The organism is Microbacterium testaceum (assembly GCF_020781835.1).
GTDB lineage: Bacteria > Actinomycetota > Actinomycetes > Actinomycetales > Microbacteriaceae > Microbacterium > Microbacterium testaceum_H.
In genome coordinates this window covers 1-24,794 of record NZ_JAJGNJ010000017.1, presented here as the reverse complement: position 1 = coordinate 24,794, position 24,794 = coordinate 1, and the positions used below count along the sequence as shown (strand labels likewise).

The following is a 24,794-nucleotide window of genomic DNA, read 5'->3' as shown; positions in this document are numbered from 1 at the left end:
GGATCAACCAGCCCTCACAGGAGGCCCTCATACAGACCGCCTGACGGAATCTGTCTCACCCGCCTTGACACTTTCCGCTTCGATTACAGCCCGATCACGGAGCGACCGACGATTTCGTGGCCGAATGGGGCCCGAGTGGCGTTCTATGTCGGGCTGAACATCGAGCACTATCAGATCGACAAGCCCTCCACGAGCATCTTCGGCGGTACCGCGATGCTGCAGCCGGATCCTTCGGGAGCTGGGGTATGACTACGTCCTGGACTGGACGAACGACGATCAGCCGTATCCGCTGAACGTCGACGGGATGTTCAGCGTTCCCTACACGATAGAACTCAACGATGTGACGATGTTCGTGAGTAAGAGCTATACCGGCCCGCAGTTCCTGGAAGCGGTGATCGACCAGTTCGATCAGCTCTATTCAGACTCCGAGCACTCGGGTCGCGTCATGTCGCTGCCGTTGCACCCGTTCATCGTCGGCCAGCCGTTCCGCCACCGCTACCTTGATCGGGCCCTCGAGCACATCACGTCTCACGATGGTGTCTGGGTGACGACGAGCGATGCCATCGCGGCGCACTATCAGTCGACGGGGAACAGGAGAGCCGATTCGTGACGAATACGGAGCTGATCGATGAGTACGCACGGCTGCGCGACGAGTTCAAGGCCAAGGGATTGGGCGGCCGGATCGGCTACGGCGAGAAGCCGGCGCTGCTGATCGTCGACTTGATCACCGGATTCACGGACAGCCGTTCGCCCCTGTCAGGCGAACTGGAGTCACAGCTGGCCGCCACCAATGCCTTACTCGTCCCCGCCCGTGAACTCGAGATCCCCATCTTCTTCTCGACGGTCGCGTACGACACCGAATTGCAGGAGGCGGGGCTCTGGATCAAGAAGATCCCGTCCAACCACCTGTTGGTGGAGGGCAGCGAATGGGTGGAGGTCGACAGCAGGCTGGGCCAGCTGCCCCACGAGATGACCCTGGTGAAGAAGTACGCATCCTGCTTCTTCGGAACTGATCTCGCCGCACGCTTGATCTCACGGGGTGTCGACACCATCATCATCGTCGGCTGCACCACCAGTGGGTGCGTGCGCGCCTCGGCGGTTGACGCCTGCTCCTACGGCTTCCACACCATCGTCGTCGAAGAGGCAGTCGGCGACCGGGCAGCCCTTCCGCACCTGGCCAGCCTCTTTGACATCGACGCGAAGTACGGCGATGTCGTCAGCCTCGACGACGCACGTGCTTACCTGCGGGGGCTTGCGCAACAGAACGATTGACTGCAGTAACGCCGTGGGGCCAACTTCCTCTGTGCGGAATATTGAACCGGCGTGCAGGCCGAGATCCCGCAGATGCTGGCGCAGGGCGGCGGATCCATCATCAACACCGCCTCGTCCCTCGGGCAGGTCGCCATCGCCCACCAGTCCGCCTACGTCACGTCGAAGCACGGCGTCATCGGCCTCACCCGAGCCGCCGCGGTGGAGTACTCCGACAAAGGCATCCGCGTGAACGCAGTGCTGCCCGGGGTGATCCAGACGCCAATGATAGACGCGCTGGAGGAGACCTACCCCGGCTTCAAGGACGCGCTGCTGACGAAGCACCCGATCGGCCGACTCGGCACGCCGCACGACATCGCCGAGATGGTCGCGTGGCTCGGTTCCGACGCGGCCGCCTTCGCGACCGGCGCGCAGTTCGCCGTCGACGGCGGGTACCTCGCGATTTAGACGAGGTGGCCACGACGGACGGGAGGCACGGTGTCAGCTGACACCGTGCCTCACGTCCGTCACCGGTCGCGCCGCGACCCGCGTGTCAGCCGTTCTTCGCGGCCAGTCGGTCCGTCTCGCTGTCGTTCCGCCACCCGGCGGTCGCGCCGCCGTCGACGCTGTAGTTCTGTCCGGTCACCCAAGAGGACTCGTCGGAGGCCAGGTAGAGCGGCATGTACGCGATGTCCTCGCCCGTGCCGGGGCGTTGAATGAGCGCGTTGCCGACCTGCCAGGCCTTGCCCTCCGCATCCACCGCCTTGTCCGTCGCCGGGGTGCTGACGAAGCCAGGCGAGATCGAGTTCGCGCGGACGCCGTAGCGGGCGCCCTCCGCAGCGAGCGACTTCGTCATCGCGATGACGCCGCCCTTCGCGGTGGTGTGCGCGACCTGGCGAGCGGCTCGATCCCGCGACCTTCGCGATCGACGGAAAGCAACTCGAGATCGATCTCGAGTTCGAGGCCTGGGCCAAGAGCGCGCGCCGCATCGGCGCAGCCACCCGGCGTCCGGCGAGGACGTCGCGGGGCGGACGGGCCGATCTCAACACGGTGCGTGAATGGGCCAGTCAGAACGGACACCAGGTCAGCGATCGCGGCAGGGTTCCCGCGTCCATCCTCGAGGCGTACGACGCGGCGCACTGACGCGGTCACTCCTGGGCTGAGCCGCGCGCTGCGCGCCAGTGCTCCGTGACGGGATAACCGGAGCGCACGTGCGCGCGCACGTGGACCTCCCCCGAAGGGGATCCGCTGCCGCCCGGCTCCGGCGGCGGAGGGTTCTGTGTCCAGCCTGAGCCAGGGACCCAGACCGTCCCCGGTTGCACGGGCGCGTCGGCGAGCGCGGGATCGATCAGCTGACGCGCGAGAGCCACGGCCTCACCCAGATCGGTGATCCCGCCGGCTGAGGGCGTGCCGGCCGCGAGCACCCGGTAGGGACCGTCCCAACCGTCCGGGACCGTGAACGTAGTGAACGAGTCGAGCTTTGACAGTGCACGCTTCGCGTCGATGGCCATCTGCAGCTCGCGCAGGTCGACGCGCTGCGTGCGTGCAATGGTGACGATGTCCACCAGGTCTTTCGCGCGGCTGCTGGGGCGGCCGTTGTAGGTGCTCATCGTCGCAGTGACCTTCTCCGCGACCTGATCGGAGATCGGGAACAGCCGGTAGGGGTGCGACGGGACCGGCCGCCCCAGCTGCAGCCGCGTCGACGGCTCGATCGTCTCGACGCGGCCGACCGGGGGAGGGCCGACGACCACGTCGATGGGGATGTCGGAGATCCTCCGGCCGGTGTTCGCGTCCAGACATGTGAACACCAGGCGCCGGGTCGCGACACCCGGCTGGTTCTCTCCTCGCCCGGTCGCACGGGCACGGGTGAGCTGGAACCGCACATGGTCGCCGAGATCACGCGCGGCTGCCTGCTCGAGCGCCTGCTGCGCGGCATCCAGATCGGCGGCGCCGGTCGAGGCCAGATCCAGGTCTTTCGTCGACCGTGACTTCGGCACCCGGGCGAGCATCGCCGTGCCGCCCTTGAGCAGCCACTCGGACTCTTCCCCCTCCGCAAAGACCCGGCTGAGGAAACGATCGTGCTGTGCCTGCACGATCTGCGCATTCACATCCAGCGCGCTCGCGCCGTCACCGGCTGCCTTCGTCGCGGCCGCCTTGATCGCCTGCGCAAGCCCCGTCCAGTCTTTGTAGCCGTCGGGCTCAGGCATCGGCCGGCACCACCGCGTCGACGCCCGCAAGAGCGAGCAGATCAGCCGCGAGCGCGGCACCCGAGGGGTACTTGTTGGGCTTGGCCAGCGGCTCCAGATACTCGGTCAGGCGGGCGGGGGAGAGCAGCTTTCCCGCGTCCGCGGCGTCGGCGAGCGCATCGGCGACGAGGGAGCGGTCGACCCACTGCTCGATCAGGTCGGCGATCGTGCGCTCGACGCTCATGGTCGGCATCCCGTCGACGGAGACCACCTCGGTGGGCGCGAGCTCGCGGGTGCGGAGCCGCACCCCGTCCAGGCGGGTACCGCGGCGGGTGGGAACGACGAACTCGAGTGGCCCGGGGAACCAGTCGCCGATGCCATGCAGCTGCGCGGCCGTCTGGCCTGCGGCGACGACGGGCGGGACGCCGGTGTCTGTGCGGGGACGGTCGGCGCCGCCGAGGGCGAGCCAGGTCGCGAGGATCGCCTCCTGCTCGTGCTCTGGCGCGCCGGCGAGGCGGTAGACGCCGCGCGCGACGCGGATGAGCGCGCCGCTGTTGGCGAGGCGCGTCAGGGTCGGGCGCGCCACGCCAGCCTCGAGCGCCTGGGCGGTGGTCACCAGGCCCCAACGCTGTGACGCGAGCTCGCCCAGACGAGCGAAAGTTGATCCTGCCATGCGCACAGTGTAGCGAGAAACCGCAACAAACGTTGTAGCTCGTTCAGATTGTCGACTTCGAGCCTCTGGGGCCACCCCTTAGCAGTGAGGGGGTTCCAAACCCTCGGGAACGGGTTATATTCGGGAATATAACCATCTGTGAGGAGGAGAAGATGCGGACCCACACCTGCCCGCCGGACCACAAGCACGGGCTGACCTCCACCTGCTACGTCGTCCACCTCTGCGGGTGCCGCGCCTGCATGGACGGCAACGCGCGCCGCCGCCGCGACCGCTACCGTCTCCTGGCCTACGGGCGATACCAGGACGCGCACCAACCCATCGAGCCGATCCGGCAGCACCTGCAGGCACTGGTCGACACCGGGATGATCCCCGAACGGATCGCCATCAGCGCCGGCGTCGGCGGCGCCACGGTCCGTCGCCTGCTCAACAGCGAGACGGCACGGTTCGTCACCGGCGCCACCGCCCGCAAACTCCTCGCAGTCACCCCCGACAGCAGCACTCTCGCCGCGCAGGGCCGAGTCAACGGCCGCGGCACCCGCCGGCGCCTCCAGGCTCTGGCCGCGATCGGATGGAACCACCACGAGATCGCACGCCGACTCGGCTACCCGCGCTGGAAGGTCAACAAGGCACTCGAAGGCGCCTACGTGGACATCCGTGTCCACGACGACATCGCCGCGCTCTACGACGAGCTCTGGGACCAGCAGCCCCCCACCCACACCCGAGCGCAGCGGGTCGGCCGCTCCTACGCACTCACGGTCGCACGCCGGCACGGCTGGCTGCCGCCGCTGGCCTGGGACGACATCGACACCGACCCGGCACCGCCCACAGCCGGGCAGGAACCCCTGCTCGACGAGATCGCGATCGAGCTCGCTCTCGCCGGCCAGAACGTCCGCCTCACCCGAGACGAGCGCCTCGAAGCCACCCGACGCGGGACCGAACGCGGACTCAGCCTCACCCAGCTCAGCGACCTGCTCGGCGTCGACGTCCGCACCATCGACCGCGACCGTGACGACCTCGGACTCCGGCAGGCCGCCTGATGAGCAAGACGCTCGACATCCTCGAAGCCGCCCTGCACGGCACCACCGCCGGCTACCTGGCCGGATGCCGCAGCAAGGGAGGATGCCCGAACCACGGCAACCGCCAGCTGCTCACCTGCACCGAAGCGGCCCGCGCCCGCCGCCACTACTTCTCGCTCGCCTCGCTCGAGGAGACCGAGCCGATCACCCGGCAGATGCTCCGCGACGCCAAGAACAGCCCCTTCGCACCGAAAGAAGCCGCAGATGTCTGACCAGCCGAACACCTTCACCATCGACTCCACCAAAGAGGGAGAGTGGCTGCGGGTCGTCCGCGCGCTCGGCGGCCATCGCTGGGCCCTGTCGCTGCGCTTCAACCCCCTCCCGCTGACTCAGCGAGGCGCCCGGCACACCCGGCCAACGCGGCAGCCCACACCCCACGCGGCAGCAGGCCACGGGCCGAACGCGAGACTGCACCTGCCCAGCTGCGCGATCTCCCCCCAGCTCGGCAACGGCCGCGGCGCCCACCTCAAGCAGATCCCCCACCTGGGCCGAACCGAGGAGCACTGATGACCGACATCGCCGTGCGCCTCCAGGAAGCCATGACCATCCAGACCGGCACACCCGTCACCGTCCGATGGAGCTTCCGCGAGTTCGCGCTCAACTGCACCCGCCGCGACGGCCGCCCCCTCACCCAACGGATGCACAGGCTCTTCCAGACGCTGCTCAACCGTGAAGCGCTCCGCGAGCTCACTCCAGGAGAAGACCCAACGATGGGATCCCGCGCAACCCTCATCGAGATCATCGACGACCTCGCCGTCAGCGCCGACCACCAAGGCGCCCGCGCGGCCGCGCTCGCCGAGGTCCTCCTCAGTGCCGGCATGTTCCACCTCGGCGACCAGCTCCGCCGCCAGAGCCACGCACTCTCAGAGCTCGACGCCGACGACGAAACCCTCGAGGTCATCGACGAGGCACGCACCCAGATCGCCCGAACCATACTGCTGCTCGACCAAGCCGACACCGCACAGGCAAAGGAGCGCAGATGAACCGACGCACCCGCCGCGCCAGCACAGCCCTCGCCGCGGTCGCAGCTCTCGCGCTCGGCTTCGGCGCCCACCAGCTGGGCATCACCTCCTGGATCGACACATGGACGCGCCCGCAGGCACCCGCCCCGGACCCGACCTACGACTACACCGCGCTCGCCGCAGTCGCGCAGGAGCTGCCGCTGATCGATCCCACCGAGGAGATTCCCGAGTATCGCCGCGCCACGTTCGGCGAGCGCTGGATCGACATCGAGGGAAACGGCTGCGATCAGCGAGACGATCTCCTCGCCGTCCAGCTGCAGGACGTCGTCCGTGACGGTTGCACGGTGCTCTCCGGCGTGCTCGACCCCGATCCGTACACGGGCACACGCATTGAGTTCGAGCACGACCGGATCGCCGCCCCTGGAGCCCCGGGAAGCTCCGGCGTCCAGATCGACCACATCGTCAGCCTTTCGGCGGCGCACGCCGGGGGCGCGTGGGCGTGGACCGAGCAGCAGCGCATTCAGTTCGCCAACTCGTTCGACAACATCGTCGCCGTCGATGGCAACACGAATGCGGCCAAGAACGACCACGGGCCAGCCCTGTGGCTGCCATCGAACGCCGACTACGTGTGCACCTACGTCGCCCGCTACACGGAGATCGTCGACACCTGGCACCTCGCGGTCGACGAAGCCGACCGCGGTGCGCTCGTGGACACGCTCTCAACCTGCGCTGCCCAGCAAGCCAGCGACGAGAGCGGGAGCATGTCGTGAAGCCGCTACGAACCCGCGTGGGATCTCGCCGCGCGCGCCTGACGCTTGGCCGCGCGAGCGCGGTCTACGACCTCGTTCGCATCCGTCGTGTCGACACCGAGGGTGCGCCTGATCACCTCGAGCTCGGCGTCGGTCCAGCGGGTGCGCCCTCGCATCCGCTCACCGAACGTGACGACGTTCAAGCCGAGCAGGTCGATCAGAGCCGCCTGCGTGGGAACCTCGGGCGCCCCCGCCCCGTCCGCGATCGCCGCCCGCAACCGCTCCGCGAAAGCCGCATCGCGCGCCAGTCCCGGCATCAGTCGCGGCCGGCGGCCGCGCTGCGAGGGCGCCCTGCGCGCGCGCTCCTGCGCGAATGCGTCGATCGCGGCCTCGTCGTAGAGCGGGGAGTTGCCTTCTATGGCAACCGGCTCGGGGAGCAGAGGACCCTCCTGGCCGGCTCTGCGCAGCTTGTTGCTGATGGAGCGCATCTTGTAGACCGCGACGACGGACACGCCGAGCTTCTCGGCGACGTCCGCCGTGGTGAGGTGCCGTCCGGTCATCAGCGCTCCTCTCAGCTGGATGAATATAACCACTTTCGCGGTTACGGCGCGCCGCGGCAACCAGACCCAACTTGGTTGGGGATGCTGGGGCGCATGGCTAACAAGGACGCGGACGCCATCCGTGAGGAGCTCCGTCGCATCGGCCAGCAGCTCGCGCAAGCGGACGAGCTGCGCGAACGCCGCGGCAAAGTCGTCGACGAGGCGCGCGCGGCCGAGCTGACCCAGCGAGAGATCGCCCTCCTGCTGGGGATGACCGAGGAAGGGCTGCGGAAGGCGCAGAAGTCCTACCACGGACGCGGGCGCTCTTACGGCGGCCGCCTCGCGTCCTAGCGACCCCGCCAGACCTTCATGGAGCGCCCGTCGACTGCGAAATCTGATTGCAATTTTCAAGCACTCTTGACTAATATAACCTGACGAATGAGGGGGTGAGATGGACGAGCTGAACTACCGACCCAAGCCGTGGACGCCGAAGGACGTGCCCACGATCTGGGTCGACCAGACCACCGGGCAAGGCGTCACCGACGCCGGCACGCCCGTTCGCCCCGTCATCGGCGAGCGCCGCAAGAACCCCAACCTGACGGACCTGCTCGACACGGCTGCCTCGTACGGCGCTAACCGCATCATGCTGACCGGGAAGCGCCCCGAGCCTGCGCCTGGCGTGCGGCACTGGCTGTACGTCCAGACCCCGAACTGGAAGCCCGGAGCCCACTGGGTCAACAACGGCCCGCCCACCGGTCGGTTCGAGCACGCGGTCACCGGCTTCAAGATCGAAGTCCGCACCGCGGAGGAGTGGTTCGGCGACGGGCCGCTGACCCCTGCCCAGGCTCGTCTGGCCTGGAACGTCACCGCGTCGATCATTCGCCACGCCGACGAGAACGCGCGCCTGTTCAACAGCCCTGCCGCCACCGGAACGAACCTGTGGGCGCTGTCGCTGCCGAAGAACATCAACCCCGTGCCGGTCGAAGACGACATCGCCCAGGAGATCCACTTCACCTCGGGCCTGCACCACTACGACCACCTGGTCGCGGGGGAGTCGTTCGCCAAGCACGAGGACTGCGTCCCGCTGATCGACCCGGCCAAGACGAAGAAGATCAGCGAGTTCGCCTACGTCGACGGCCGGTTCATGTTCGCCGGCGTCGGGCGCGAGCTCGGTATCGGCCCCGCGATCCGGCTGAACCAGGCCGCCGCGTACGAGCTGCTCGAGCAAGACCCCTACGCGCGCGCCCGCTTCCACGTGCGGTTCCGCGTCCCTCAGGGCTGGAACCACGTTGGCCTGCTCGGTGTGAAGCACCTGGACGTTCGCGAAGGCTGGTTCTATCCGAACCGGCCCGGAGCGGTGCACGACACCTGGGCCGACGGCAGCGAGATCCACGTCGCCCTCAAGCACGGGTGGGAGATCCGCCCTCACGAGGCCGTGGTGTTCCGCAAGGCCAAGCCTCTAGACACCTTCACCGAGCGCATGACGCGCGCCCGCGAGCGAGTCCAGCTGCAGGACGAGATGCACCCGGACCTGCGCCGCGCTGTGCTCGCCGCGCTGCGGAACATCATGCTGCACTCGATCGGTGCATTCGCCGCCGCGGGCCGCGACGAGACCCGCGTCGCCGCGTCGCCCGATGACGTCCCGCCCGAGTACAGGGCCAAGATGCTGCGACAGGGCAACCTCTGGATCTATCGCATCCCGTCGCGCCCGAACGACCGCACCCGAAGCTTCTACCACCCGGAGCTCGCCGCCCAGGTCTGGGGTCGCGCACGCGCTCGCGTCCTCCACGGCCCCAGCTCCCTCGGCGGCTACACCTCCGGTGCTCTCACGGTCGACCCCTCGACGCTCATCGGCATCCAGGGTGATGCGATCTACACGACCAAGCTGCCGGCGTGGTCCCTGCCGGACCGGTTCATCGGCGGCGGCGACGACGGCAAGACCGGGCGCCTGCGCCTGCAGGGCTACCTCAACGGATCCTTCATCACGCCGGAGACGCTGCGGCAGCGTGACGCGCTGAAAGCACGTGCCGAGCGGGCCGGCATCGCCAAGGCGCTCGAGCAGGCAGAGGAGAAGGGCTGATGGCTGACCAGCAGCGCACCGCCCAAGACCTCATCCGCGATCTGCGGCGCAAGGGCATCAGCACGGCCGAGATCGCCGAGGAGCTGCACCGCTCGCCTCGAATGGTCCGCAAGATCCTCAACGGCGAAACCAGCGGCGCCCTCTACCGCCAGGCGCTCCAGGAGCTCGCTGACACCGGACGCCTCACCCACGTCCCGCCGCGGCGCCGGCGCAAGGACGGCTCGATCGCCCCCGTGCGAGGCAAGGCCGGCGCCAAGCCCGTCATCCCCGAAGACCTCAGCGGCACCTACGTTGAGGGTCGCCAGGGTGGTCGGCTGCGCGTCGACGTGGCATACGCCACCGGGGGCGACCGGTACATCGAGATGCGCATCCCCAAGGGCCGCACCGCGAAGGGCCGCGAGCAGGCGAACGCCGAACTGATCAAGCAGGTCCGCAACGCCGCCAAGGGCCAGTCCCACGACAAGCAGAAGCAGATCACCGCCCACCTGACCTTCTCCAACGGCCGCGTGATGGAGGTCAACTCGTACAACGCCTCGACGATGCTCAAGCGCATCCACGAGAACGGCGGCGACGCCCTCGGCTGGTTCCGCGAAGAGTCGAAGAACCGATACGTGAACCTCGACACCAGCCGCGACACCATCACCGGCGTCACCCTCAACGTCGTCAGCACGGCCAAGACGACCGAGTACCAGAGGCAGGCCGAGCGCGGCCGCACTCGCCGCCCCCGCTCGCTGTCGCCGGCGGAGCTCATCAGCATGGAAGAGAAGCGGCGCATCGAGGAGCGCCGCGCTCGCCGCCGTGGAAACCGAGGAGGTGGTCAGTGACCATGGCCGCCCCGAAGAAGCCCACAGCTGCAGCGAAGCCCCGCGCACGCAAGGCCGCGCCCCCCGCTGAGGAAGTCACCAGCGACGTCGACCAGGCAGCGACGTCCGAAGCACCCGCACGCGCACCTCGCGCAAGCCAGAAGCCGGCAGCGGCGAGCGCGACGCCTCCTGAGTCGGCCGAGGCGGAGACGCCACCGCCGGCGAAGAAGAAGCGGGGGCCCTACAACGTCGTCTACGTCCAGAAGAAGCCCGTCTCGATCCGTCTCCCCGACGACGCGCTTGAACTGATGGACTGGGCCAAGCAGGATGCAGCCAGCCGCGGCGACCGCCTCACCAAGGACGAGATCGTCACCGTTGCGCTTCGCGCCTACTGGGGCCGCAAACGGCGCCGCGGGTAATGACCGTCTCCTGAGCTGCTGGCAGGGAAGTCGAGATGAGTGAAACTAACGGGCCGGCCGAGTTGCCGGTCTACTCGATCGCCGAGGCATTCGTGAAGCGATCCGGAATGTATATCGGGCAGCCCGTCACGTTCGAGCGAGTGCACACGTTCCTGCTCGGTTTCGAAACGGCGATGTTGTACGTTCGCGACGAGCTCGCGCGCGATCGCAATGCGTTTCAGCCCGTGGGCGTGCTCGGTCAGTTCCGGGAGCAGCTGCGATCCGAGGGGCGGCTCAGGTGGGACTCCTGGTCCCTGACGATCGTGGCGGAAGCGATCGGCTGGACTGGCGACGAGCCTCCGGCGATCGACGATCTGACCGAAGAGCAGCACCTCGAGGCAGTCCGGGACCTTCTCCCGTTGCTCGAGAAGGTCTTTGCCCTCCCCGCGGAGCTTGTCACCTCGCTCCGTGACTCCGCCTGAGAAGGGTAGGCACCCCACCGCTGTCGGTGTGTCGTCCCGCCCATCGAGTTCGAGAACGCGTTCTATGCTGTGCGGCGATGATCAACCTGACCGCCACCGTCCCGCTTGGACCGCTGACAGAACTTGTCGGACGATCCCTCTCGGCGACTGGGAGATGGGTCAACTCATCCGGTAGCGCCTACCTGTCATATCCATCACTCAGAGGATCCTGACCCGGACGAACGATCGCAGTCGCTCGAGGGCAAAGGACCCGTGCGGATGTCGCGCGTCACACCTCGACCTCGAACGGCAACTTTCGCAGTGTCGTCGCGGAAATCCCGGTGCTCTTGTACATCCGGGCGTGGGCGTACTGGATCTCCGGCAGCAGATCGATGCGGCCGATCGCCTCCAGCATGATCTCGTCGGCCTGACCGGTGAGATGACGCAGTTCGGGGATCGCGTACCCGCCCACGTACTTCCCGGAGTTGAGATCCCAGGAGCGCACGGCCGGCAGCGCCTCCTCGATCCTCTCGCCGAGCTCCACCAGAGCATCGAACGTGTCCTGCCCGTAAGCGTGCGGGGAGAATGGGATCTGCGACATCGTGCCCTTGGTGACGTTGAAGCAGTCGCCCGTGAACGTCCACCACAGGAACGCCAGCCGCGACGCCGCGATCGCGCTGGCCGCGAGCTGGTCCTTCCGGTTCTGAACGAACAGCTTCCCCTCGTTGAGGGGCACCGTGGCGTGCGTGGTCTTGTCGTAGGTGACCGGCGGCACCGTGTACGTGCTCAGGAAGTACGTGGCGGTCTTCTTGAAACCGACGGAGTAGTCGCTCACACGGACAAGCGGCGTCGAGGAGATCGTGCCCTTCGCAAGCAGCGTGTCGATCAGCTCGAACATCGCGTCGCTGCTGGCGCGCATCCAGTTCGGGGTCCGCGAGCCGGCGGGCCGAAGCGAATACCGCAGTGTCGCCATCAGATGCGGACGGAACGCCTCGATCCAGCTGTGGGTGAGCGTCGTGTGCAGCTCGGAGACGCTGCCATACCCGGCGGCGGTGATGATCGTGCTGCGCACCTTCACCTGGAACAGGGCAGCCGGGCGTTCCTGGAAGGTGCTCACCCAGATCGCATCGAACCGCCGCTCGTAGAACTTCCGCAGTGACTCGTCGCGATCGGCGAACTGGCTGCGGATGGGAACGATCAGGCTGAGCCGGCCATCCGGGCGCGTGATCTGCGCCGAGCGCTCGCAGCAGGAGGCGTAGATGTCGTCGACGTTGTCTGTCTCGAAGCCGGTGATGCGGTAGCTGAGCTCGCGCCGGTTGACGTAGGGTGGGTTGCCGATGACGACGTCGAAGCCGCCCTGATTGGGGTGTGACACGTCGCCCCGCACCGGCAAGAAGCGCGGCCCGTACAATGTCCAGCGCATCGAAAAACACCCCGCGACCTTCCGACTACCTCCGGACGTCTTCGAGTACATCAACCAGGCACGCGACGAAGCCGCGGCCCGTGGTGATCGCCTCACCAAAGACGAAGCGATCACCATGGCAGTCCGCGCGTTCTGGGGCGGCAAGCGCCAGCGCCGCCGCTGATCACCACACCGACATAACCGACGAAAAGAACTCTGGAGGCATCTGATGAGCCGTCGATCTATGCTCGAGCAGGAAACCGATCCGCTACACCCCGCGCGGATGCTACCGCGCACCTGAGACGAACGCGCGGTCCTTCACCGAGGATGGCTACATCTCGACATGATCAACCGAGGCAGCGAGAAGATTTCGTGCGAAGAGGTGGAGGACCTCGTCTACCGCTATGACAGCTTCGATCTAGCGGCCGCCGTCGCGATGCTCGACCCCGTGTTCAGCGAGCGGGTATGCGTCTACGTGAGTCTCAAGGAGGGCGGCCCGCTCGGGCTCGAACGGATCCGCGCCGCCATGGAGTCCGCCGGGGTGGCTAAGCATAAGCACCCCGAGCGGCTGATCGCCGTCGACGACATGCCCCTCACCAAGGTAGGCAAGATTGACAAGAGGGAGCGGAGAGGGCTTTGCCCGCCGCGACAGCGCCTAATGGGGCAGACGCTCAGCGCCCGCGCCGCCACGCGAGCCAGTGGCGGATGCTCTCCTCGAGCGCGTGCAATAGAGGCAACATCACCCAGATGACGCACGCGACGGTCAGTGGCGTCGTACATAGGATCTGGAGGTACGGCGGCAGGCCGGTCAGGAGCGGAGCGATGAAGTAGGCGTTGAACATGGCAGGCGGTACCAGCGCGATCCACACTAAAATCGCCGTCCACCACCGCGGGCGCGCGGGACCGGCCGTCGGGATTGCACCGGTGAGGGCGTCCGGAGTCAGTGGACGGGCCTGCCCGATCGTGAGCGGCACGGCCTGTTGCAGGTGCGCCTGCCGCTCCTTACTGTCCTCCCACCGGATGAGGTCATGGGGGGAAGCGAACGTGATCTCGACGACAACCTGGCGCCGGTGCCGTTCCGAGACTCGGACCTTCGACTCCCGGTAGCCGGGGAACGACTGGGCCCGGCCGGTGAAACCATGCGCCCACTCGGTGAGATCGTCCAGCCGCCCGGGGACGGCTGTGCGCGCCACCCGAGCCGTGACCGTGAGGTTATCTGGTTGCATGGTGTCCTCCCGGGGCAGAGGAAGCCCCGTCTCCCAGCGTATTGCGCCGATGACGCGGCACTGAACAGCTTCCGACCATCGGGGTCCGGATCAATAGCGCGAAATAGTGCTCTTCCGAGCAGTGGAGTGTCACCGCCACTGCCGCCTCACGCAGGATGGAAAGTTGAAAGACCTGGATCGACGGGGAGGTCATTTGCACGAGGCGTTTCGCTTGCTGCGGGAAGAAAGGCTCAAACGAGGCCGATACCATCGCCGAGCGACGGTGTATCACCCGGACGTAGAAGAGGTCGACCAGCTCTACGGTGTCCGGCTTCAGCTGGAGTCCTTAGGCGCGCGCCGGACGGTGGACGGATGCTGCGCTCCGAGATCGGCGCTTCGCGCGAGTACGGGACGCTAATGGATGCGGCGCTGGCAGTCGGTGACATGGGCGCCTGGCTGGTGGCGCACCACGCGTTCCTCCGCTGCTGCGTCGCGCGTGCAGACATCCCGTTGGGGCGGGTAGTGGACTCCTACCCGGAACGCTGCTTACACATCTATCAGTTGTGGCACCCGCAGTCGTTCGCCATCGCTCATCGCGAGTACGAGGCCGTCCTCGAGTCGATCGTCAGGCGTCCGACGCCCAGGGGATCGATCTGTCGCCGCTGGCGACCCACGAGTTCGCCTTCGACGATGCCGCCGCCGCCTTCGAGCAGTCCCGCGACGCGTCCAGCAGCCTGAAGGTCCTGCTCCGACCGTAGAGCGCCTGGGCCGTCGGGGCCGTCACAGGGAGCCACGCGGGCGGCGTGGGGTGGCACGGGCTGCAGTGGCACCGCGGAGACGATCCTCCCGCCTGTCGGGTCGGCATCGGAGCGCGCGGTGCAGGAGGAGCGCGCCCACGTTGCAAGTAAGCTTTCTGCCGTGCAGAATCGACAGCTCGGGTCGCCGGGCGATCCACCCCAGTATCCGATCGAGTCGGTCGACAACGCGCTGAAGCTGATCCTGCTGCTGGGTGAGGAGCACGAGCTGCGGCTCACGGACGCCGGTGCCCTCCTCGGGGTGGCGACCTCGACCGCGCACCGACTTCTCGCGATGCTGGCATGGCGCGGCTTCGTGCGGCAGAACCCGGTGACCAAGGCTTACGGCCCTGGCCCGGCGCTGACGACGGTGGCCTTCTCGGTGCTGCGCAGGATGGATGTCCCGAGACTGGCGCAGCCGATCCTCGAGGACCTCAGCGCCGCCCTCGGTGAGACCTGCCACCTGGGCACGCTCGAGGGCAACCATGTCCGATTCCTCGCCGTTGCCGAGCCCGATGTGGCCGTGCGCGTGGTTTCGAGACTGGGCAAGACCCTGCCGGCGCATTGCACCTCGACCGGCAAGGCGCTGCTTGCCGAGCTGAGCGACGAGCAGCTCTTCCGGCTGTACCCGGACGAGCAGCTCGAGATCGTCACACCGAACTCCATACGTTCCCGAGACGAACTCGTCGCCGAACTGGTTCGGACACGACTGGACGGTTATGCCGTGAATCGGCAGGAAAGCGAGGACGGCGTGGCGAGCGTCGCGGTCCCGGTCCACGTCTCGTCGGGACTGCGACTGGCGATCAACGCCTCCGCGCCCGTGCAGCGGTTACCGCCGGGCAAGGTCAAGTCCCTAGCGCGGTCACTGCAGGACGCCGCGATCCGCCTCGCCGAACTGTTGGGGTGAACCGGCCCGGGTCGTCGTAGCGCCCATGGATGCGCTGCGCACGCGAACACGCCGCTGATGAGCGTGGCTGCGGGAGCGACCGACCCGCCGCCGTGGGCCTCAGTGCCCGTTGGCCGGATCGTCCGGGTCGCGGGCGGCTTCTTCGCCTTGATCCAGCCCACTCAGCGTCGCCATATCCTCCGAGCTGAGCGTGAAATCGAAGACGTCGATGTTCTGCGCGAGATGCTTCTCATCGCCGGCGCGCGGGACGGGAACGATCCCTTCCTCGATGTGCCAGCGCAGTAGGACCTGTGCGGGCGACTTGTCATACTTCGACGCGATCGCGGTCACCGCGGGATCGGACAGCAGGGCTCCTCCGCGTCCGAGCGGGCTCCACGCCTCGGTCAGGATGCCGTGAGCGCGCTGGAAGCTGCGCTGTTCGACACGGGCGATGTCGACGCTGAGCTGGATCTGATCGACGTCGGGGACGACACCGGTCGCGTCGACGACGCGCTGAAGGTGGTGAGACTTGAAGTTGGAGACGCCGATCGCCTTCACTCGTCCCTCTTCGAGCAGTCTCACCAGACCCTTCCACGCTTCGACGTATCGGTCGAGGGCCGGAACCGGCCAATGGATCAGGAACAGATCGAGGTAGTCGACGCGAAGGGTCTTCAGCGATCGGTCGTACGCGCGCTGCACTCCCTCGACGCTGTGGTCCTCCTTGTTGAACTTGCTCGTGATGAAGACCTCGTCACGAGGGATGCCCGATGCACGCAGACCGGCACCGACGGCCTCCTCATTCGCGTACTTGTACGCCGTATCGAACAGGCGGTAACCGTAGCCGACCGCCTTCTCGACCATCGTTGCGCACTCGTCTCCCGTGAGTGGCCACGTGCCCACCCCGATTCGCGGGATGCGGTGACCGTGCAGGAGGGGGAGGGTGGTGTCGTCAGCTCTCATCGGGCGGCCGCCTTCGCCGGAGCCGTGCTCGAGGGCTCGAGGAGGGCGCGCAGCCGATGTATCAGCTCGTCCGCCTTCGCTCGCGAGGCGACCGAGCGGCGGGCGTCGACGAGGGCACGCGGCCAGTTCACGATGACGGCACCTTCGGCCTGCCCTTGGCTCTCGCCGTACACGACGGCGAAGCGGTCCTGCGCAGGGTCGCCCACCATCGTCCAGTGATCAGATCCGGTATGCCCGACGATCTGGATCTTCCAGTCGTACTGGTCGCTCCACACATACTCCGTCGGGTCGTAGCTGCGCAGGTCATCCGGGTGAGCGATGTTATGCGCGACAATCAGCGCCTGATCCGTCGCGCTCGTCCAGTGCTCCAACCGGATCGGGTCGGGATGCCGTCGGTTCATGAATCGTGCCACGTCGCCGATCGCATACACGTGGGAGACGCCGACGGCGGCAAGCGTGCCTTCGCAGACGACACCGTTATCCAGCGCGAGGCCCGACGACTCGAGCCACTCCGTGTTGACGACCGCTCCGATACCGAGCAGGACAGCGTCGACATCCAGCGTCGCGCCATCGGTGAGCGTGACCTGGACGCGGTCACCCGTGCGCTCGACGTTCTCGACGGAGACGCCGAAGCGTAGCTCAGCACCCTCCCTGCGGTACTTCTCCGCGAAGATACCGCCCACTTCCATATTCATCGCCCGGCCCATCGGAGCACCGATCGGTTCGATGATGGTGACCTTGACACCGGCCGCAAGCGCTGTGGCGGCCGCCTCGGCGCCGATGAATCCGGCGCCGACCACCGCGAGGTGGCGGCCCGGAACGAGCTCCTTGCGCAGCTCGTCGGCATCGGCGCGGGTACGCAGCACGTGGACGCCGGGAGTGGAAGCCCACGGGGTTCGGCGAGCTCGGGCACCCGTCGCGATGACGAGGATGTCGTAGGTCAGCTCGCTGCCGTCGGCGAGCGTCAGCGTCTTGCCGGCAGGATCCAGCTCGGTCGCGGCGACGCCGAAACGGGTCTCGACCCGCAGGCCTTCGAGCGCTTCCGCCGTCGTCAGCGCGATCTCCGGGTCGGATGCGGCGCCGCTGAGGTACTTCTTCGACAGCGGGGGACGGTCGTAGAGGGGATGGCTCTCCTGGTCCACCAGCGTGATCGCGCCGGTGAACCCCTCCGAACGAAGATTCTGTACGAGCTTGACTCCGGCGACGGAAGCACCGACGACGACGACGTGAGACATGCGAATCGGCTCAACCCTCGACAGACAGCGCCGAGACCGGGCAGCTTCGGGCGGCTTCCTCGACGCGAGTGCGCTCCGCGTCCGGCACCTCGAGCTGCAAGAGCACGACCTTGCCGTCGTCGTCGATGTCGAAGTAGTCTCCCGCGGCCACGACGCAGTTCGCGTAGCCCTGGCAGAGGGAGAGGTCAGCCTTCACCGTGGCCATGGTCATTCCTCGTTGATGATGGGTCGGGGTCGGGGAACACGGGCGCGTACGGCGACCCGATCATCGCTGAGAACGTCTGGACGGTCTGCCAGGTGAGCGCCTCCAGCTCGAGCGGGTCGAGTGCGATCCATTGTCCGGATTTCGGAGAGTCGATGAGCAGACGCGTCCCGTTGCGGGTCTCGACCCGGCTCACCGTGATCTCAGAGAACTCGTTGGCGATCGTGAGCGGCTCGCCGACGGTGCGCGCGACCAAACGTGCGCGCTCCTCGGCGGCGGCGATCGCGGCGGCCCGATCGACGTCGGCGCCTTCCCACTCCAGGGTCACAGGAAGATCGCCAGGTTCTGGGTGCGCAGCACCGACTCGTCGACGAGGATGACGCGGCGCGCGAGCTTGTACTCGCCTCCGACGTCACGGAACACATCCTCCCGGTGGGCGGAGATGATCGACGGCTCGTTCACGTCTCCTCGGCTGCGGAACAGCAGCATCGCGGAGTCGGCGAGCACCTCGCCGGGCACGTCGGTCTCGAACACCCGCACGTTGGTCACGAAGTGACGCAGCCGGGACGGAGGGTCCTCGGTCCAGGCATGCTCGGTAAGGAACCGTGCGACGCGCCGGCTGAGCGAGTACTTGTTCTCGTCCCAGTGCGCCATCCCGGGGGACGTGCTGAAGGGCGTGCCGAGTGCGGTGGTCACGCGGACGGGCATGACGTAGTGGATGTCTTCCGTCAGCATGTCCAGCCAGCTCTCATACCGCTGCTGGTCGAGAGTGTAGGCCTCTTCGACGAGCCAGCGATGGATCGTGGCGTGCAGCTCGCTCGTGAAGGGCAGGGACGAGCCCACCCGGTCGGCGAGGGTTGACGACTTGCGAAGCCGGGAGACTTCGGAAACTGCCTTGCCGGTCTCCTCGATCATCGGACCACCTTCTGACCATTGTTCGTGATGCCCGCAGGTCGGGGCTCGACATCCAGTGGCGGCTCGCCGCCGATCGACAGGGCACGGAAGTCGACGCCCTCGTACTCCGACTCCAGGTAGTCCGCCCAGCGGTGGAGCAGATGGCGCTGGTTGTACTCGCCGTAGCCCACGTGCGCGACGCCGGGGCCGGCGAACTGGTCGGGGCCGAGCGGCTCGACGACCGGCGATCCATCCTTGAGGATGCCCATGCGGCTGTTCAGGAGCAGGCGCCGCGCCATTGATCCCTTCGCCGTGTTCGTGAGCGAGACCCAGTTCTCCACGTCGTCCTGCTCGAACATGCCCGTCGACCCGAAGCACATCAGGTAGGCCTTGTACGACAGTGCCTTGAACTCCTCCGGAGCCTCAGCGTCGACCGCGAACCAGGAGTACACCTCGGTCTCGTCCTCGCTGATCGGAAGCCACGTCCGGATGGAGATGAACGGGAGCACGTCCTCGTCCGAACCCTCCTCGACCTTGGGCCAGTTGTGGACGAAGGACATGTTCGGGAAGAGCGAGGCCGCGGAGATCATGAACCCGTCGCGGCCGATGACATCGAGCTGCTCCTGAGACCAGGTCGCCTTCATCCGCTCGACCATCTCGTCCGGGTAGCCGACGTACCGCAGCCGCTCCTCGAGCGTGCCCGGCGGGAGCTTGTAGGTCGTGCCGCCTCCGTTGCCGGCCCAGTATGTGTTGCCGTCCTTGCGCTTCTCGGCCTTCGGCTCGCGGAACAGCCCGATCTCGACGACCGAGGTGTGCGTCTGGGGCGTGTGGTACATGTCGCCGGCGAAGTTCTCGGCGCCGATCTTCCAGTTCGCCTTGACGCGCCACCGCTGCGGGCCCCGGAGCTCGATGCCGCTGGGGCTCTGCCGGGTGTAGTAGTCGAGATAGAACTTGAAGTCGCCGATGTAGTCCTCGAGGCTCGGCGCATCCGGGTCCATGCTGATGAAGATCAGGCCGTTGTACATACCGAGGTTCGGCGCCGGCAGGAGCCGTGCGCCCTTTCGGCTGAACCCGGCCTCGCCGCCGTAGGCCTCCTCGTGGAAGGGGAGTCCGACGATGCGTCCGTCGTTGCGGTAGGACCACCCGTGGTACGGGCAGCGGAAGTGCGAGGCGTTCCCCATCTCGGCCCGGCAGACCTGCATGCCGCGATGCAGGCACATGTTGAAGTGGGCGCGGATCTCACCCTTCTCGTCGCGGACGATGATGAACGAGTCGTCGAGTATTCGCCGGACGACGTAGTCGCCGGCCTGAGGAATCTCGGACTCGTGGCCCACGAACAGCCAGGCGCGGCTGAAAAGGTTCTTTCGTTCGCGCGCGAAGATCTCCGCGTCGTTGTAGATGTACGCCGGTATCATTCCGCGACGGATCTCGTCGTAGATCGTCATGCTGGAAGTGCTCATCGTCGCGCCTATCCGTAGTGTAATGCTTCGACACCGCTCCGACGTCGCACGTCGAAGCGGGCCGAGGCATAGTTTCTGATGTGCAGAAATTGATTCTGCCACACACGCGCGCCTTACGTCAAGTGGGCCCGAGGAAGGCCTTCGCGGCCGCGCTCGGAGGAGGAGGCGATGCGTCGCGGCTGCGAGGACCATCCTCCCGTCCCAGAGGGTGGGCATGCTCCTCTGGAACACAGAAACCGCTTCTGCTGGAAACGAGGAGTCAATGATGAGCCCGTCGACCGATGTCGCAGACCGGGAATGGACCGTCACTCTCGATGGCAAGCCGTGGGCCAGTGCCGCGCGCTACGAGGTCGAGAACCCCACGACCGGGCGTCCCCTGACCTCCGCCCCCGACCTCTCCGAGGAGGAGGTCGGGCGCGCGGTGGCGGCGGCGCAGGCTGCGCAGCCGGCCTGGGGCGCGATGCCGCCCCGAGCCCGGGCCGCCGTGATCCGGCAACTCGCTGCGACGATCCGAGAGCACCGTGAGGAGCTCGCCACTCTCGACGCACTGGACGGCGGGTTCACCCTCTCGATGATGAGGGGCGATGTGGACGCGGCGGCGGAACTCATGGAGATCTTCGCCGACATGGCGCTCGACCTCGGTGGCCGGACGATTCCGGTGAGCACGAACCTCCACTACACCATGCAGGTGCCCTACGGAGTGGTCGCGCGTATCGGTGCGTTCAACCATCCCTTCTTCTTCGCGGCGGCGAAGGTCGCCGCGCCCCTCGTCGCCGGCAACGCCGTGGTCCTCAAGGCCCCGGACCAGACGCCGCTGTCTTCGTTGCGCCTGGCCGAGCTCGCGGTCGGGATCCTCCCGGACAATCTGTTGATCACCGTCAGCGGTCGCGGCGCGGTGACCGGACGCGCGCTGGTGCGTCATCCCGAGGTCCGCCGGATCGGTTTCATCGGGTCCACCGCGACGGGGCAATCGATCCAGCGGGATGCAGCCGAGACCGGAGTCAAGCACGTGTCGCTCGAACTGGGCGGAAAGAACGCTCAGATCGTCTTCGCCGACGCCGATTTGGAGGCGGCTGCGGCCGGTGCCGTCGCGGGTATGAACTTCACGTGGGTCGCCGGACAGAGCTGCGGCTCGACGAGCCGCCTGCTCGTGCACTCCTCGGTGGCCGACGAAGTGATCGGCCGGGTCGCCGAGCGCATGGCCGCGATCCGGGTGGGAGACCCGCTGGACCCGTCCGTGGACATGGGCCCGCTCGTGTCGGAGGCACAGTTCCAGAAGTCCATCAGCGCCATCGCCGAAGGCAGGAAGGCGGGTGCCACCGTGGCGACGGGCGGCGGCCGTCCCGCCGGCCTCGATGAGGGGTGGTTCGTCGAGCCGACGCTGCTCACCGGTGTCAGCCCCGGGTCGTTCGTCGAGCAGAACGAGATCTTCGGCCCCGTCCTCTCCGTCACCACCTTCGACGCCGACGAGGAGGCCGTACGGATCGCCAACGGCGTCCAGTACGGGCTCACCTCGAGCATCTGGACGCGCGACGTCACGCGCGCCCACGTCGTCGCCCGGCAGATCGAGGCCGGCTACATCCTCGTCAACAGTGGCAGCCGGCACTTCTGGGGACTGCCGTTCGGAGGGGTGAAGGCTTCGGGGATCGGCCGCGAGGAGTCCCTCGACGAACTGATCTCGTACACCGAGACGAAGACCGTGACCGTTCTGCTCTCGTAGGGGGGCAGCGCTGCGCGCTGTACGTCGTCGCAGCAAGCGCGGCGCGATCCATGCCGGCGGTGCTGGGAGGCGCTGTTCCCGTCAGCCTCGGGCAAACCCCGTCGAGGCGAAGGCCGCCTGCAGGGATGCCTGGGCGCCGAAAACGTTCCCCGGGCCATCACAGAGGCGACACAGCAGTACACGAAGTGGTCGGCTGAGATCCCCCGGGCGGAGCGGCTTCCGGAGTTCCTCGAGCGAGCGTTCCAGATCGCTTCCACCCCTCCCTACGGTCCGGTGCACCTCGGCATTCCGATGGACTTTCTGGAAGAGGAGATCGAGTTCACCCCGGGACCGGTGACCGAGTATCTGCATGAGGCGCTCGATCCGGATGCGGTAGAGCGTCTCGCCCAGATTCTCAGGACGGCGGCCAGTCCGGTCATCGTGGTGGGGACAGAGGTCGCGCGGTACGGTGCGATTGCCGCGCTGGAAAGGCTCTCCGACCTGGTGGACGCGTCCGTGCTCGGGGAGATCAAGGGCGCCGACCTCGCCTTCCCGAACACCAATCCGAGGTACGTCGGCAAGCTGACCGCATCGAGCCCTGCACTGGAGGGCGCAGACGTCGTCGTCCTCCTCGGCGCCGAGCTCACCGAGGGGCTGGCGATGCCCCTGCCGGATTTCGGTGACAGCCTCGTGGTGCAGGTCACCGTGGACCCGCTCGCTCTGCGCCGGCAGTACGCAGGTCAGGTCGGCATCCTCAGCCACCCCGGGCGCCTGCTCGATGCGGTCGCCGATCGCCTCGCTGAAGGCGGAGCGGTACCCGTGAGCTCGGGCGGGCGGGTGCGAGGGCTCAGAGAGCGCTGGGAAGCGGGCCGCGAAGCCTTGCGGTCGCGCCTGCTCGGCGAGGCTGATGGCGCGGTATCGGCGGCCCACATCGCGGACCTCATCCATCGCCTCGGCGGCTCCGAGACGATCGTCGTCAACCAGTGCGGATCCGCGGAGGGCTTCATCGACACACTCGTCGACTATGGCGCACCGTGGACGTATTTCGGCCTCTCGGGGAAGGCGAGTGCTCAGGGTTGGGGCGCGCCGGCGGCGGTCGGCATCCAGATGGCTCGTCCCGATCGTCGAGTGATCGCCGTCCTCGGCGATGGCGGGTTCATGTTCAACTCCACAGCGATCCACACCGCTGCCGCGTACGACGTTCCGGTCGTCTACCTCGTCCTCGACAACGGGGGCTGGCGGGACGTCGCGACCGTGACGGGAGCGATGGGCAGCTCGCTCGGAGAGCCCGGCGCAGAGGATGCGATGCGCTGGACCTTCCGGCCCCCGATCGACCACGCATCGTACGCCCGAAGCCTGGGACTGAAGTCTTGGCGGGCGTCCAACCCGGAGGAGCTCGAGAGCGCGTTCGCCGCCGCGTTCGCCGAGGATGGGCCGACGCTGATCCAGGTCGCGTCTGCGATGGGCGATGTCCGGGTCTTCGGGCAGGCGTTCGCGTGAGATGTCGAGCAGGAGTGACAGCGCCGTATACGGTGAGTGAGCCGCGTGTTCGGGCTGACAGCGACACGTACGTCTGCAGTAGGGAGCGATGAAGGATGTCAACTGGTGATCGACTAGGGGTTCGAGAGGATCTCGTCGATGCGAATCGCATTCTCGTCCGCCACGGCATCCTCGATGCTTTCGGCCACGTGAGCGTCCGTGACCCCGACGACCCGAGCAGGTTCCTCATCTCCAGAAACCTGGCCCCCGGCCTCGTCACGCCCGACGACATTCAGGTGATCGGATTGGACGGGACGACCGCGGACGACAGACCGAGCTATCTCGAACGATTCATCCACGGCGAGATCTACCGGGCACGCGCCGATGTCCAGGCCGTTGTCCACAGCCACTCCGCGTCGATGGTGCCCTTCAGCATCTCCAGGACGCCTCTGCAGGCGGTGTGGCACATGGCGGGCTTCCTCGGCGAAGCGGTCCCGGTCTTCGAGATCCGTGACAGCGTCGGGTCCTCCAGCGACCTGCTGATCCGCAGCGGTTCGCTCGGCGCGGACCTTGCTGCGACCCTCGGGGGCGCGGCGGTCGCACTCATGCGAGGACACGGATTCGTCGCCGTGGGCGACTCGATCCCGCAGGCGGTCGCCCGCGCGGTCTACGCGGACCTCAACGCCCGAGCACAGGTGACGGCCGGTCAGCTCGGCGGCTACACCGCCCTCACCGCAGAAGAGGGCGCCGCGGCCGCGGAATCCAACAACGGGCAGCTCACGAGGGCCTGGGAGATCTGGAGAGCCAACGCCAGGCGCGGGGAGAGCGTCTGAAAGCGCGCCTCCTCCAGGCGCGCTGAGCAAATCCGCCCGCTCGCGGCCGGCGCGTCATCGCGTCGGCGAAGCCGGCCGTTCGCCCCTGGTGGGGCGGTCCGGCATGCCGGCACACGCCGCCCGCGCCTAACGGCTCGCGCCATGTTGTGTATCTGACACACACAACAGTAGTAGGGGGGGTCGGACATTTGACGGGCCGGGGGGTGGACACGGGAGCGCCCCGCCGGATCGTCTCGGCGGGGCGCTCGGGTGCAGCGTTATCGCGCCGTCCACCACCGCGGGCGCGCGGGACCGGCCGTCGGGATTGCACCGGTGAGGGCGTCCGGAGTCAGTGGACGGGCCTGCCCGATCGTGAGCGGCACGGCCTGTTGCAGGTGCGCCTGCCGCTCCTTACTGTCCTCCCACCGGATGAGGTCATGGGGGGAAGCGAACGTGATCTCGACGACAACCTGGCGCCGGTGCCGTTCCGAGACTCGGACCTTCGACTCCCGGTAGGGCCGCGTCCGTTTGAGTGGTGGTCTTTCGCTTCGTTGCGATGATCAGCTGTCGTTAGTTTAGGCGGCGGTGATC

The 24,794-nt window shown here is 67.4% G+C and carries 33 protein-coding genes; 21 read left to right on the top strand and 12 right to left on the bottom strand.

Annotation, left to right across the window (positions count from 1 at the left end; translation table 11 throughout):
* Positions 1 to 304: 304 nt before the first annotated feature.
* Genes LL239_RS16895 through LL239_RS16885 form a run of 3 tightly spaced genes read left to right on the top strand, consistent with a single transcriptional unit; the run spans position 305 to position 1,716 of the window.
* Entirely contained in the window at positions 305 to 610 is a 306-nt protein-coding gene (locus LL239_RS16895) for a hypothetical protein (protein ID WP_005050797.1), read from the top strand.
* Positions 607 to 1,272, top strand: coding sequence for an N-carbamoylsarcosine amidohydrolase (locus LL239_RS16890; protein ID WP_005050795.1), 666 nt, complete (start codon positions 607 to 609; stop codon positions 1,270 to 1,272). The genes LL239_RS16895 and LL239_RS16890 overlap by 4 nt, the downstream gene beginning before the upstream one ends.
* Before the next feature lie 51 nt (positions 1,273 to 1,323).
* Positions 1,324 to 1,716, top strand: a complete 393-nt coding sequence (locus LL239_RS16885; RefSeq protein WP_005050794.1) for an SDR family oxidoreductase — start codon at positions 1,324 to 1,326, stop codon at positions 1,714 to 1,716.
* An 85-nt stretch (positions 1,717 to 1,801) separates the two neighbouring features.
* Here the strand turns inward: LL239_RS16885 and LL239_RS16880 are convergent, their stop codons facing one another.
* Positions 1,802 to 2,245, bottom strand: coding sequence for an SDR family NAD(P)-dependent oxidoreductase (locus LL239_RS16880; RefSeq protein ID WP_082157159.1), 444 nt, complete (start codon positions 2,243 to 2,245; stop codon positions 1,802 to 1,804).
* Between LL239_RS16880 and LL239_RS16875 the strand changes: the two genes are divergently transcribed.
* A complete protein-coding gene (locus LL239_RS16875; protein ID WP_082157160.1) occupies positions 2,173 to 2,391 on the top strand; it encodes an Lsr2 family DNA-binding protein in 219 nt (72 codons plus the stop codon). The genes LL239_RS16880 and LL239_RS16875 overlap by 73 nt on opposite strands.
* Positions 2,392 to 2,396: 5 nt before the next feature.
* On the opposite strand, the gene LL239_RS16870 is transcribed toward LL239_RS16875, so the two are convergent.
* Entirely contained in the window at positions 2,397 to 3,455 is a 1,059-nt protein-coding gene (locus LL239_RS16870; protein ID WP_005050776.1) for a nucleotidyl transferase AbiEii/AbiGii toxin family protein, read from the bottom strand.
* Complete coding sequence (locus LL239_RS16865) at positions 3,448 to 4,107, bottom strand: type IV toxin-antitoxin system AbiEi family antitoxin domain-containing protein (RefSeq protein WP_005050774.1); 660 nt, start codon at positions 4,105 to 4,107, stop codon at positions 3,448 to 3,450. The genes LL239_RS16870 and LL239_RS16865 overlap by 8 nt, the downstream gene beginning before the upstream one ends.
* Before the next feature lie 152 nt (positions 4,108 to 4,259).
* On the opposite strand from LL239_RS16865, the gene LL239_RS16860 reads away from it, so the two are divergent.
* The 5 genes from LL239_RS16860 to LL239_RS16840 are packed head-to-tail and all read left to right on the top strand — an operon-like array spanning position 4,260 to position 6,915.
* Positions 4,260 to 5,144: a hypothetical protein gene (locus tag LL239_RS16860; protein ID WP_005050771.1), complete on the top strand. Its 885-nt coding sequence runs from the start codon at positions 4,260 to 4,262 to the stop codon at positions 5,142 to 5,144.
* A complete protein-coding gene (locus LL239_RS16855) occupies positions 5,144 to 5,395 on the top strand; it encodes a hypothetical protein (protein ID WP_005050769.1) in 252 nt (83 codons plus the stop codon). The genes LL239_RS16860 and LL239_RS16855 overlap by 1 nt, the downstream gene beginning before the upstream one ends.
* Complete coding sequence (locus LL239_RS16850) at positions 5,388 to 5,690, top strand: hypothetical protein (protein ID WP_005050767.1); 303 nt, start codon at positions 5,388 to 5,390, stop codon at positions 5,688 to 5,690. The genes LL239_RS16855 and LL239_RS16850 overlap by 8 nt, the downstream gene beginning before the upstream one ends.
* Positions 5,690 to 6,166 (top strand): hypothetical protein, encoded by a 477-nt coding sequence (locus tag LL239_RS16845; protein WP_005050765.1) that lies wholly within the window; start codon positions 5,690 to 5,692, stop codon positions 6,164 to 6,166. The genes LL239_RS16850 and LL239_RS16845 overlap by 1 nt, the downstream gene beginning before the upstream one ends.
* Positions 6,163 to 6,915: an HNH endonuclease family protein gene (locus LL239_RS16840; protein WP_005050763.1), complete on the top strand. Its 753-nt coding sequence runs from the start codon at positions 6,163 to 6,165 to the stop codon at positions 6,913 to 6,915. Before LL239_RS16845 ends, LL239_RS16840 begins: the two co-directional genes overlap by 4 nt.
* A 5-nt stretch (positions 6,916 to 6,920) precedes the next feature.
* Here LL239_RS16840 and LL239_RS16835 read toward each other — a convergent pair whose 3' ends face one another.
* A complete protein-coding gene (locus LL239_RS16835) occupies positions 6,921 to 7,454 on the bottom strand; it encodes a helix-turn-helix transcriptional regulator (protein WP_005050761.1) in 534 nt (177 codons plus the stop codon).
* Between the two features lie 93 nt (positions 7,455 to 7,547).
* On the opposite strand from LL239_RS16835, the gene LL239_RS16830 reads away from it, so the two are divergent.
* From LL239_RS16830 to LL239_RS16810, 5 genes are all read left to right on the top strand, one after another.
* Entirely contained in the window at positions 7,548 to 7,784 is a 237-nt protein-coding gene (locus tag LL239_RS16830) for a hypothetical protein (RefSeq protein ID WP_043340519.1), read from the top strand.
* Positions 7,785 to 7,884: 100 nt separating this feature from the next.
* Positions 7,885 to 9,513: a hypothetical protein gene (locus LL239_RS16825; RefSeq protein WP_005050756.1), complete on the top strand. Its 1,629-nt coding sequence runs from the start codon at positions 7,885 to 7,887 to the stop codon at positions 9,511 to 9,513.
* On the top strand, positions 9,513 to 10,337 hold the full coding sequence (locus LL239_RS16820) for a hypothetical protein (protein WP_047801722.1): 825 nt from the start codon (positions 9,513 to 9,515) through the stop codon (positions 10,335 to 10,337). The genes LL239_RS16825 and LL239_RS16820 overlap by 1 nt, the downstream gene beginning before the upstream one ends.
* Positions 10,334 to 10,735, top strand: a complete 402-nt coding sequence (locus LL239_RS16815) for a hypothetical protein (protein WP_005050751.1) — start codon at positions 10,334 to 10,336, stop codon at positions 10,733 to 10,735. Before LL239_RS16820 ends, LL239_RS16815 begins: the two co-directional genes overlap by 4 nt.
* 35 nt (positions 10,736 to 10,770) lie before the next feature.
* The gene (locus LL239_RS16810; RefSeq protein WP_005050749.1) at positions 10,771 to 11,196 is read left to right on the top strand and encodes a hypothetical protein; all 426 of its coding nucleotides are present in this window, start codon (positions 10,771 to 10,773) and stop codon (positions 11,194 to 11,196) included.
* Between the two features lie 268 nt (positions 11,197 to 11,464).
* Here LL239_RS16810 and LL239_RS16805 read toward each other — a convergent pair whose 3' ends face one another.
* Positions 11,465 to 12,550: an SAM-dependent methyltransferase gene (locus LL239_RS16805; RefSeq protein WP_039712022.1), complete on the bottom strand. Its 1,086-nt coding sequence runs from the start codon at positions 12,548 to 12,550 to the stop codon at positions 11,465 to 11,467.
* On the opposite strand from LL239_RS16805, the gene LL239_RS16800 reads away from it, so the two are divergent.
* Together LL239_RS16800 and LL239_RS16795 are read left to right on the top strand one after the other, a co-directional pair.
* Positions 12,537 to 12,761, top strand: a complete 225-nt coding sequence (locus LL239_RS16800) for a hypothetical protein (protein ID WP_039712023.1) — start codon at positions 12,537 to 12,539, stop codon at positions 12,759 to 12,761. The genes LL239_RS16805 and LL239_RS16800 overlap by 14 nt on opposite strands.
* A 159-nt stretch (positions 12,762 to 12,920) precedes the next feature.
* Positions 12,921 to 13,328 (top strand): AMP-binding enzyme, encoded by a 408-nt coding sequence (locus LL239_RS16795; protein WP_005050745.1) that lies wholly within the window; start codon positions 12,921 to 12,923, stop codon positions 13,326 to 13,328.
* On the opposite strand, the gene LL239_RS16790 is transcribed toward LL239_RS16795, so the two are convergent.
* Entirely contained in the window at positions 13,249 to 13,803 is a 555-nt protein-coding gene (locus tag LL239_RS16790; RefSeq protein WP_005050743.1) for a hypothetical protein, read from the bottom strand. The genes LL239_RS16795 and LL239_RS16790 overlap by 80 nt on opposite strands.
* Positions 13,804 to 14,154: 351 nt before the next feature.
* On the opposite strand from LL239_RS16790, the gene LL239_RS16785 reads away from it, so the two are divergent.
* Together LL239_RS16785 and LL239_RS16780 are read left to right on the top strand one after the other, a co-directional pair.
* Positions 14,155 to 14,520 carry a hypothetical protein gene (locus tag LL239_RS16785; protein WP_062633834.1) on the top strand — a complete coding sequence of 122 codons (366 nt, stop codon included), beginning with the start codon at positions 14,155 to 14,157 and terminating at the stop codon, positions 14,518 to 14,520.
* A gap of 180 nt (positions 14,521 to 14,700) precedes the next feature.
* A complete protein-coding gene (locus tag LL239_RS16780) occupies positions 14,701 to 15,483 on the top strand; it encodes an IclR family transcriptional regulator (RefSeq protein ID WP_039712028.1) in 783 nt (260 codons plus the stop codon).
* Between the two features lie 99 nt (positions 15,484 to 15,582).
* Here the strand turns inward: LL239_RS16780 and LL239_RS16775 are convergent, their stop codons facing one another.
* From LL239_RS16775 to LL239_RS16750, 6 genes are read right to left on the bottom strand one after another with little or no spacing between them, the layout of a single operon-like run.
* Positions 15,583 to 16,422 carry an aldo/keto reductase gene (locus LL239_RS16775; RefSeq protein WP_005050739.1) on the bottom strand — a complete coding sequence of 280 codons (840 nt, stop codon included), beginning with the start codon at positions 16,420 to 16,422 and terminating at the stop codon, positions 15,583 to 15,585.
* On the bottom strand, positions 16,419 to 17,657 hold the full coding sequence (locus LL239_RS16770; RefSeq protein WP_062633832.1) for an NAD(P)/FAD-dependent oxidoreductase: 1,239 nt from the start codon (positions 17,655 to 17,657) through the stop codon (positions 16,419 to 16,421). Before LL239_RS16770 ends, LL239_RS16775 begins: the two co-directional genes overlap by 4 nt.
* A 10-nt stretch (positions 17,658 to 17,667) precedes the next feature.
* On the bottom strand, positions 17,668 to 17,862 hold the full coding sequence (locus LL239_RS16765; RefSeq protein WP_062633830.1) for a ferredoxin: 195 nt from the start codon (positions 17,860 to 17,862) through the stop codon (positions 17,668 to 17,670).
* Positions 17,843 to 18,187, bottom strand: coding sequence for a hypothetical protein (locus LL239_RS16760; protein ID WP_085603657.1), 345 nt, complete (start codon positions 18,185 to 18,187; stop codon positions 17,843 to 17,845). The genes LL239_RS16765 and LL239_RS16760 overlap by 20 nt, the downstream gene beginning before the upstream one ends.
* The gene (locus LL239_RS16755) at positions 18,184 to 18,774 is read right to left on the bottom strand and encodes a 3-phenylpropionate/cinnamic acid dioxygenase subunit beta (protein WP_062633826.1); all 591 of its coding nucleotides are present in this window, start codon (positions 18,772 to 18,774) and stop codon (positions 18,184 to 18,186) included. Before LL239_RS16755 ends, LL239_RS16760 begins: the two co-directional genes overlap by 4 nt.
* Positions 18,771 to 20,213 (bottom strand): Rieske 2Fe-2S domain-containing protein, encoded by a 1,443-nt coding sequence (locus tag LL239_RS16750; RefSeq protein WP_228164524.1) that lies wholly within the window; start codon positions 20,211 to 20,213, stop codon positions 18,771 to 18,773. The genes LL239_RS16755 and LL239_RS16750 overlap by 4 nt, the downstream gene beginning before the upstream one ends.
* A 265-nt stretch (positions 20,214 to 20,478) precedes the next feature.
* Here LL239_RS16750 and LL239_RS16745 point away from each other — a divergent pair, with 265 nt between their 5' ends.
* From LL239_RS16745 to LL239_RS16735, 3 genes are all read left to right on the top strand, one after another.
* On the top strand, positions 20,479 to 21,933 hold the full coding sequence (locus LL239_RS16745) for an aldehyde dehydrogenase family protein (RefSeq protein WP_062633835.1): 1,455 nt from the start codon (positions 20,479 to 20,481) through the stop codon (positions 21,931 to 21,933).
* Positions 21,934 to 22,224: 291 nt separating this feature from the next.
* The gene (locus LL239_RS16740) at positions 22,225 to 23,412 is read left to right on the top strand and encodes a thiamine pyrophosphate-dependent enzyme (RefSeq protein WP_139833214.1); all 1,188 of its coding nucleotides are present in this window, start codon (positions 22,225 to 22,227) and stop codon (positions 23,410 to 23,412) included.
* Positions 23,413 to 23,507: 95 nt separating this feature from the next.
* The gene (locus tag LL239_RS16735) at positions 23,508 to 24,224 is read left to right on the top strand and encodes a class II aldolase/adducin family protein (protein ID WP_062633823.1); all 717 of its coding nucleotides are present in this window, start codon (positions 23,508 to 23,510) and stop codon (positions 24,222 to 24,224) included.
* The last annotated feature ends 570 nt before the right edge of the window (positions 24,225 to 24,794 follow it).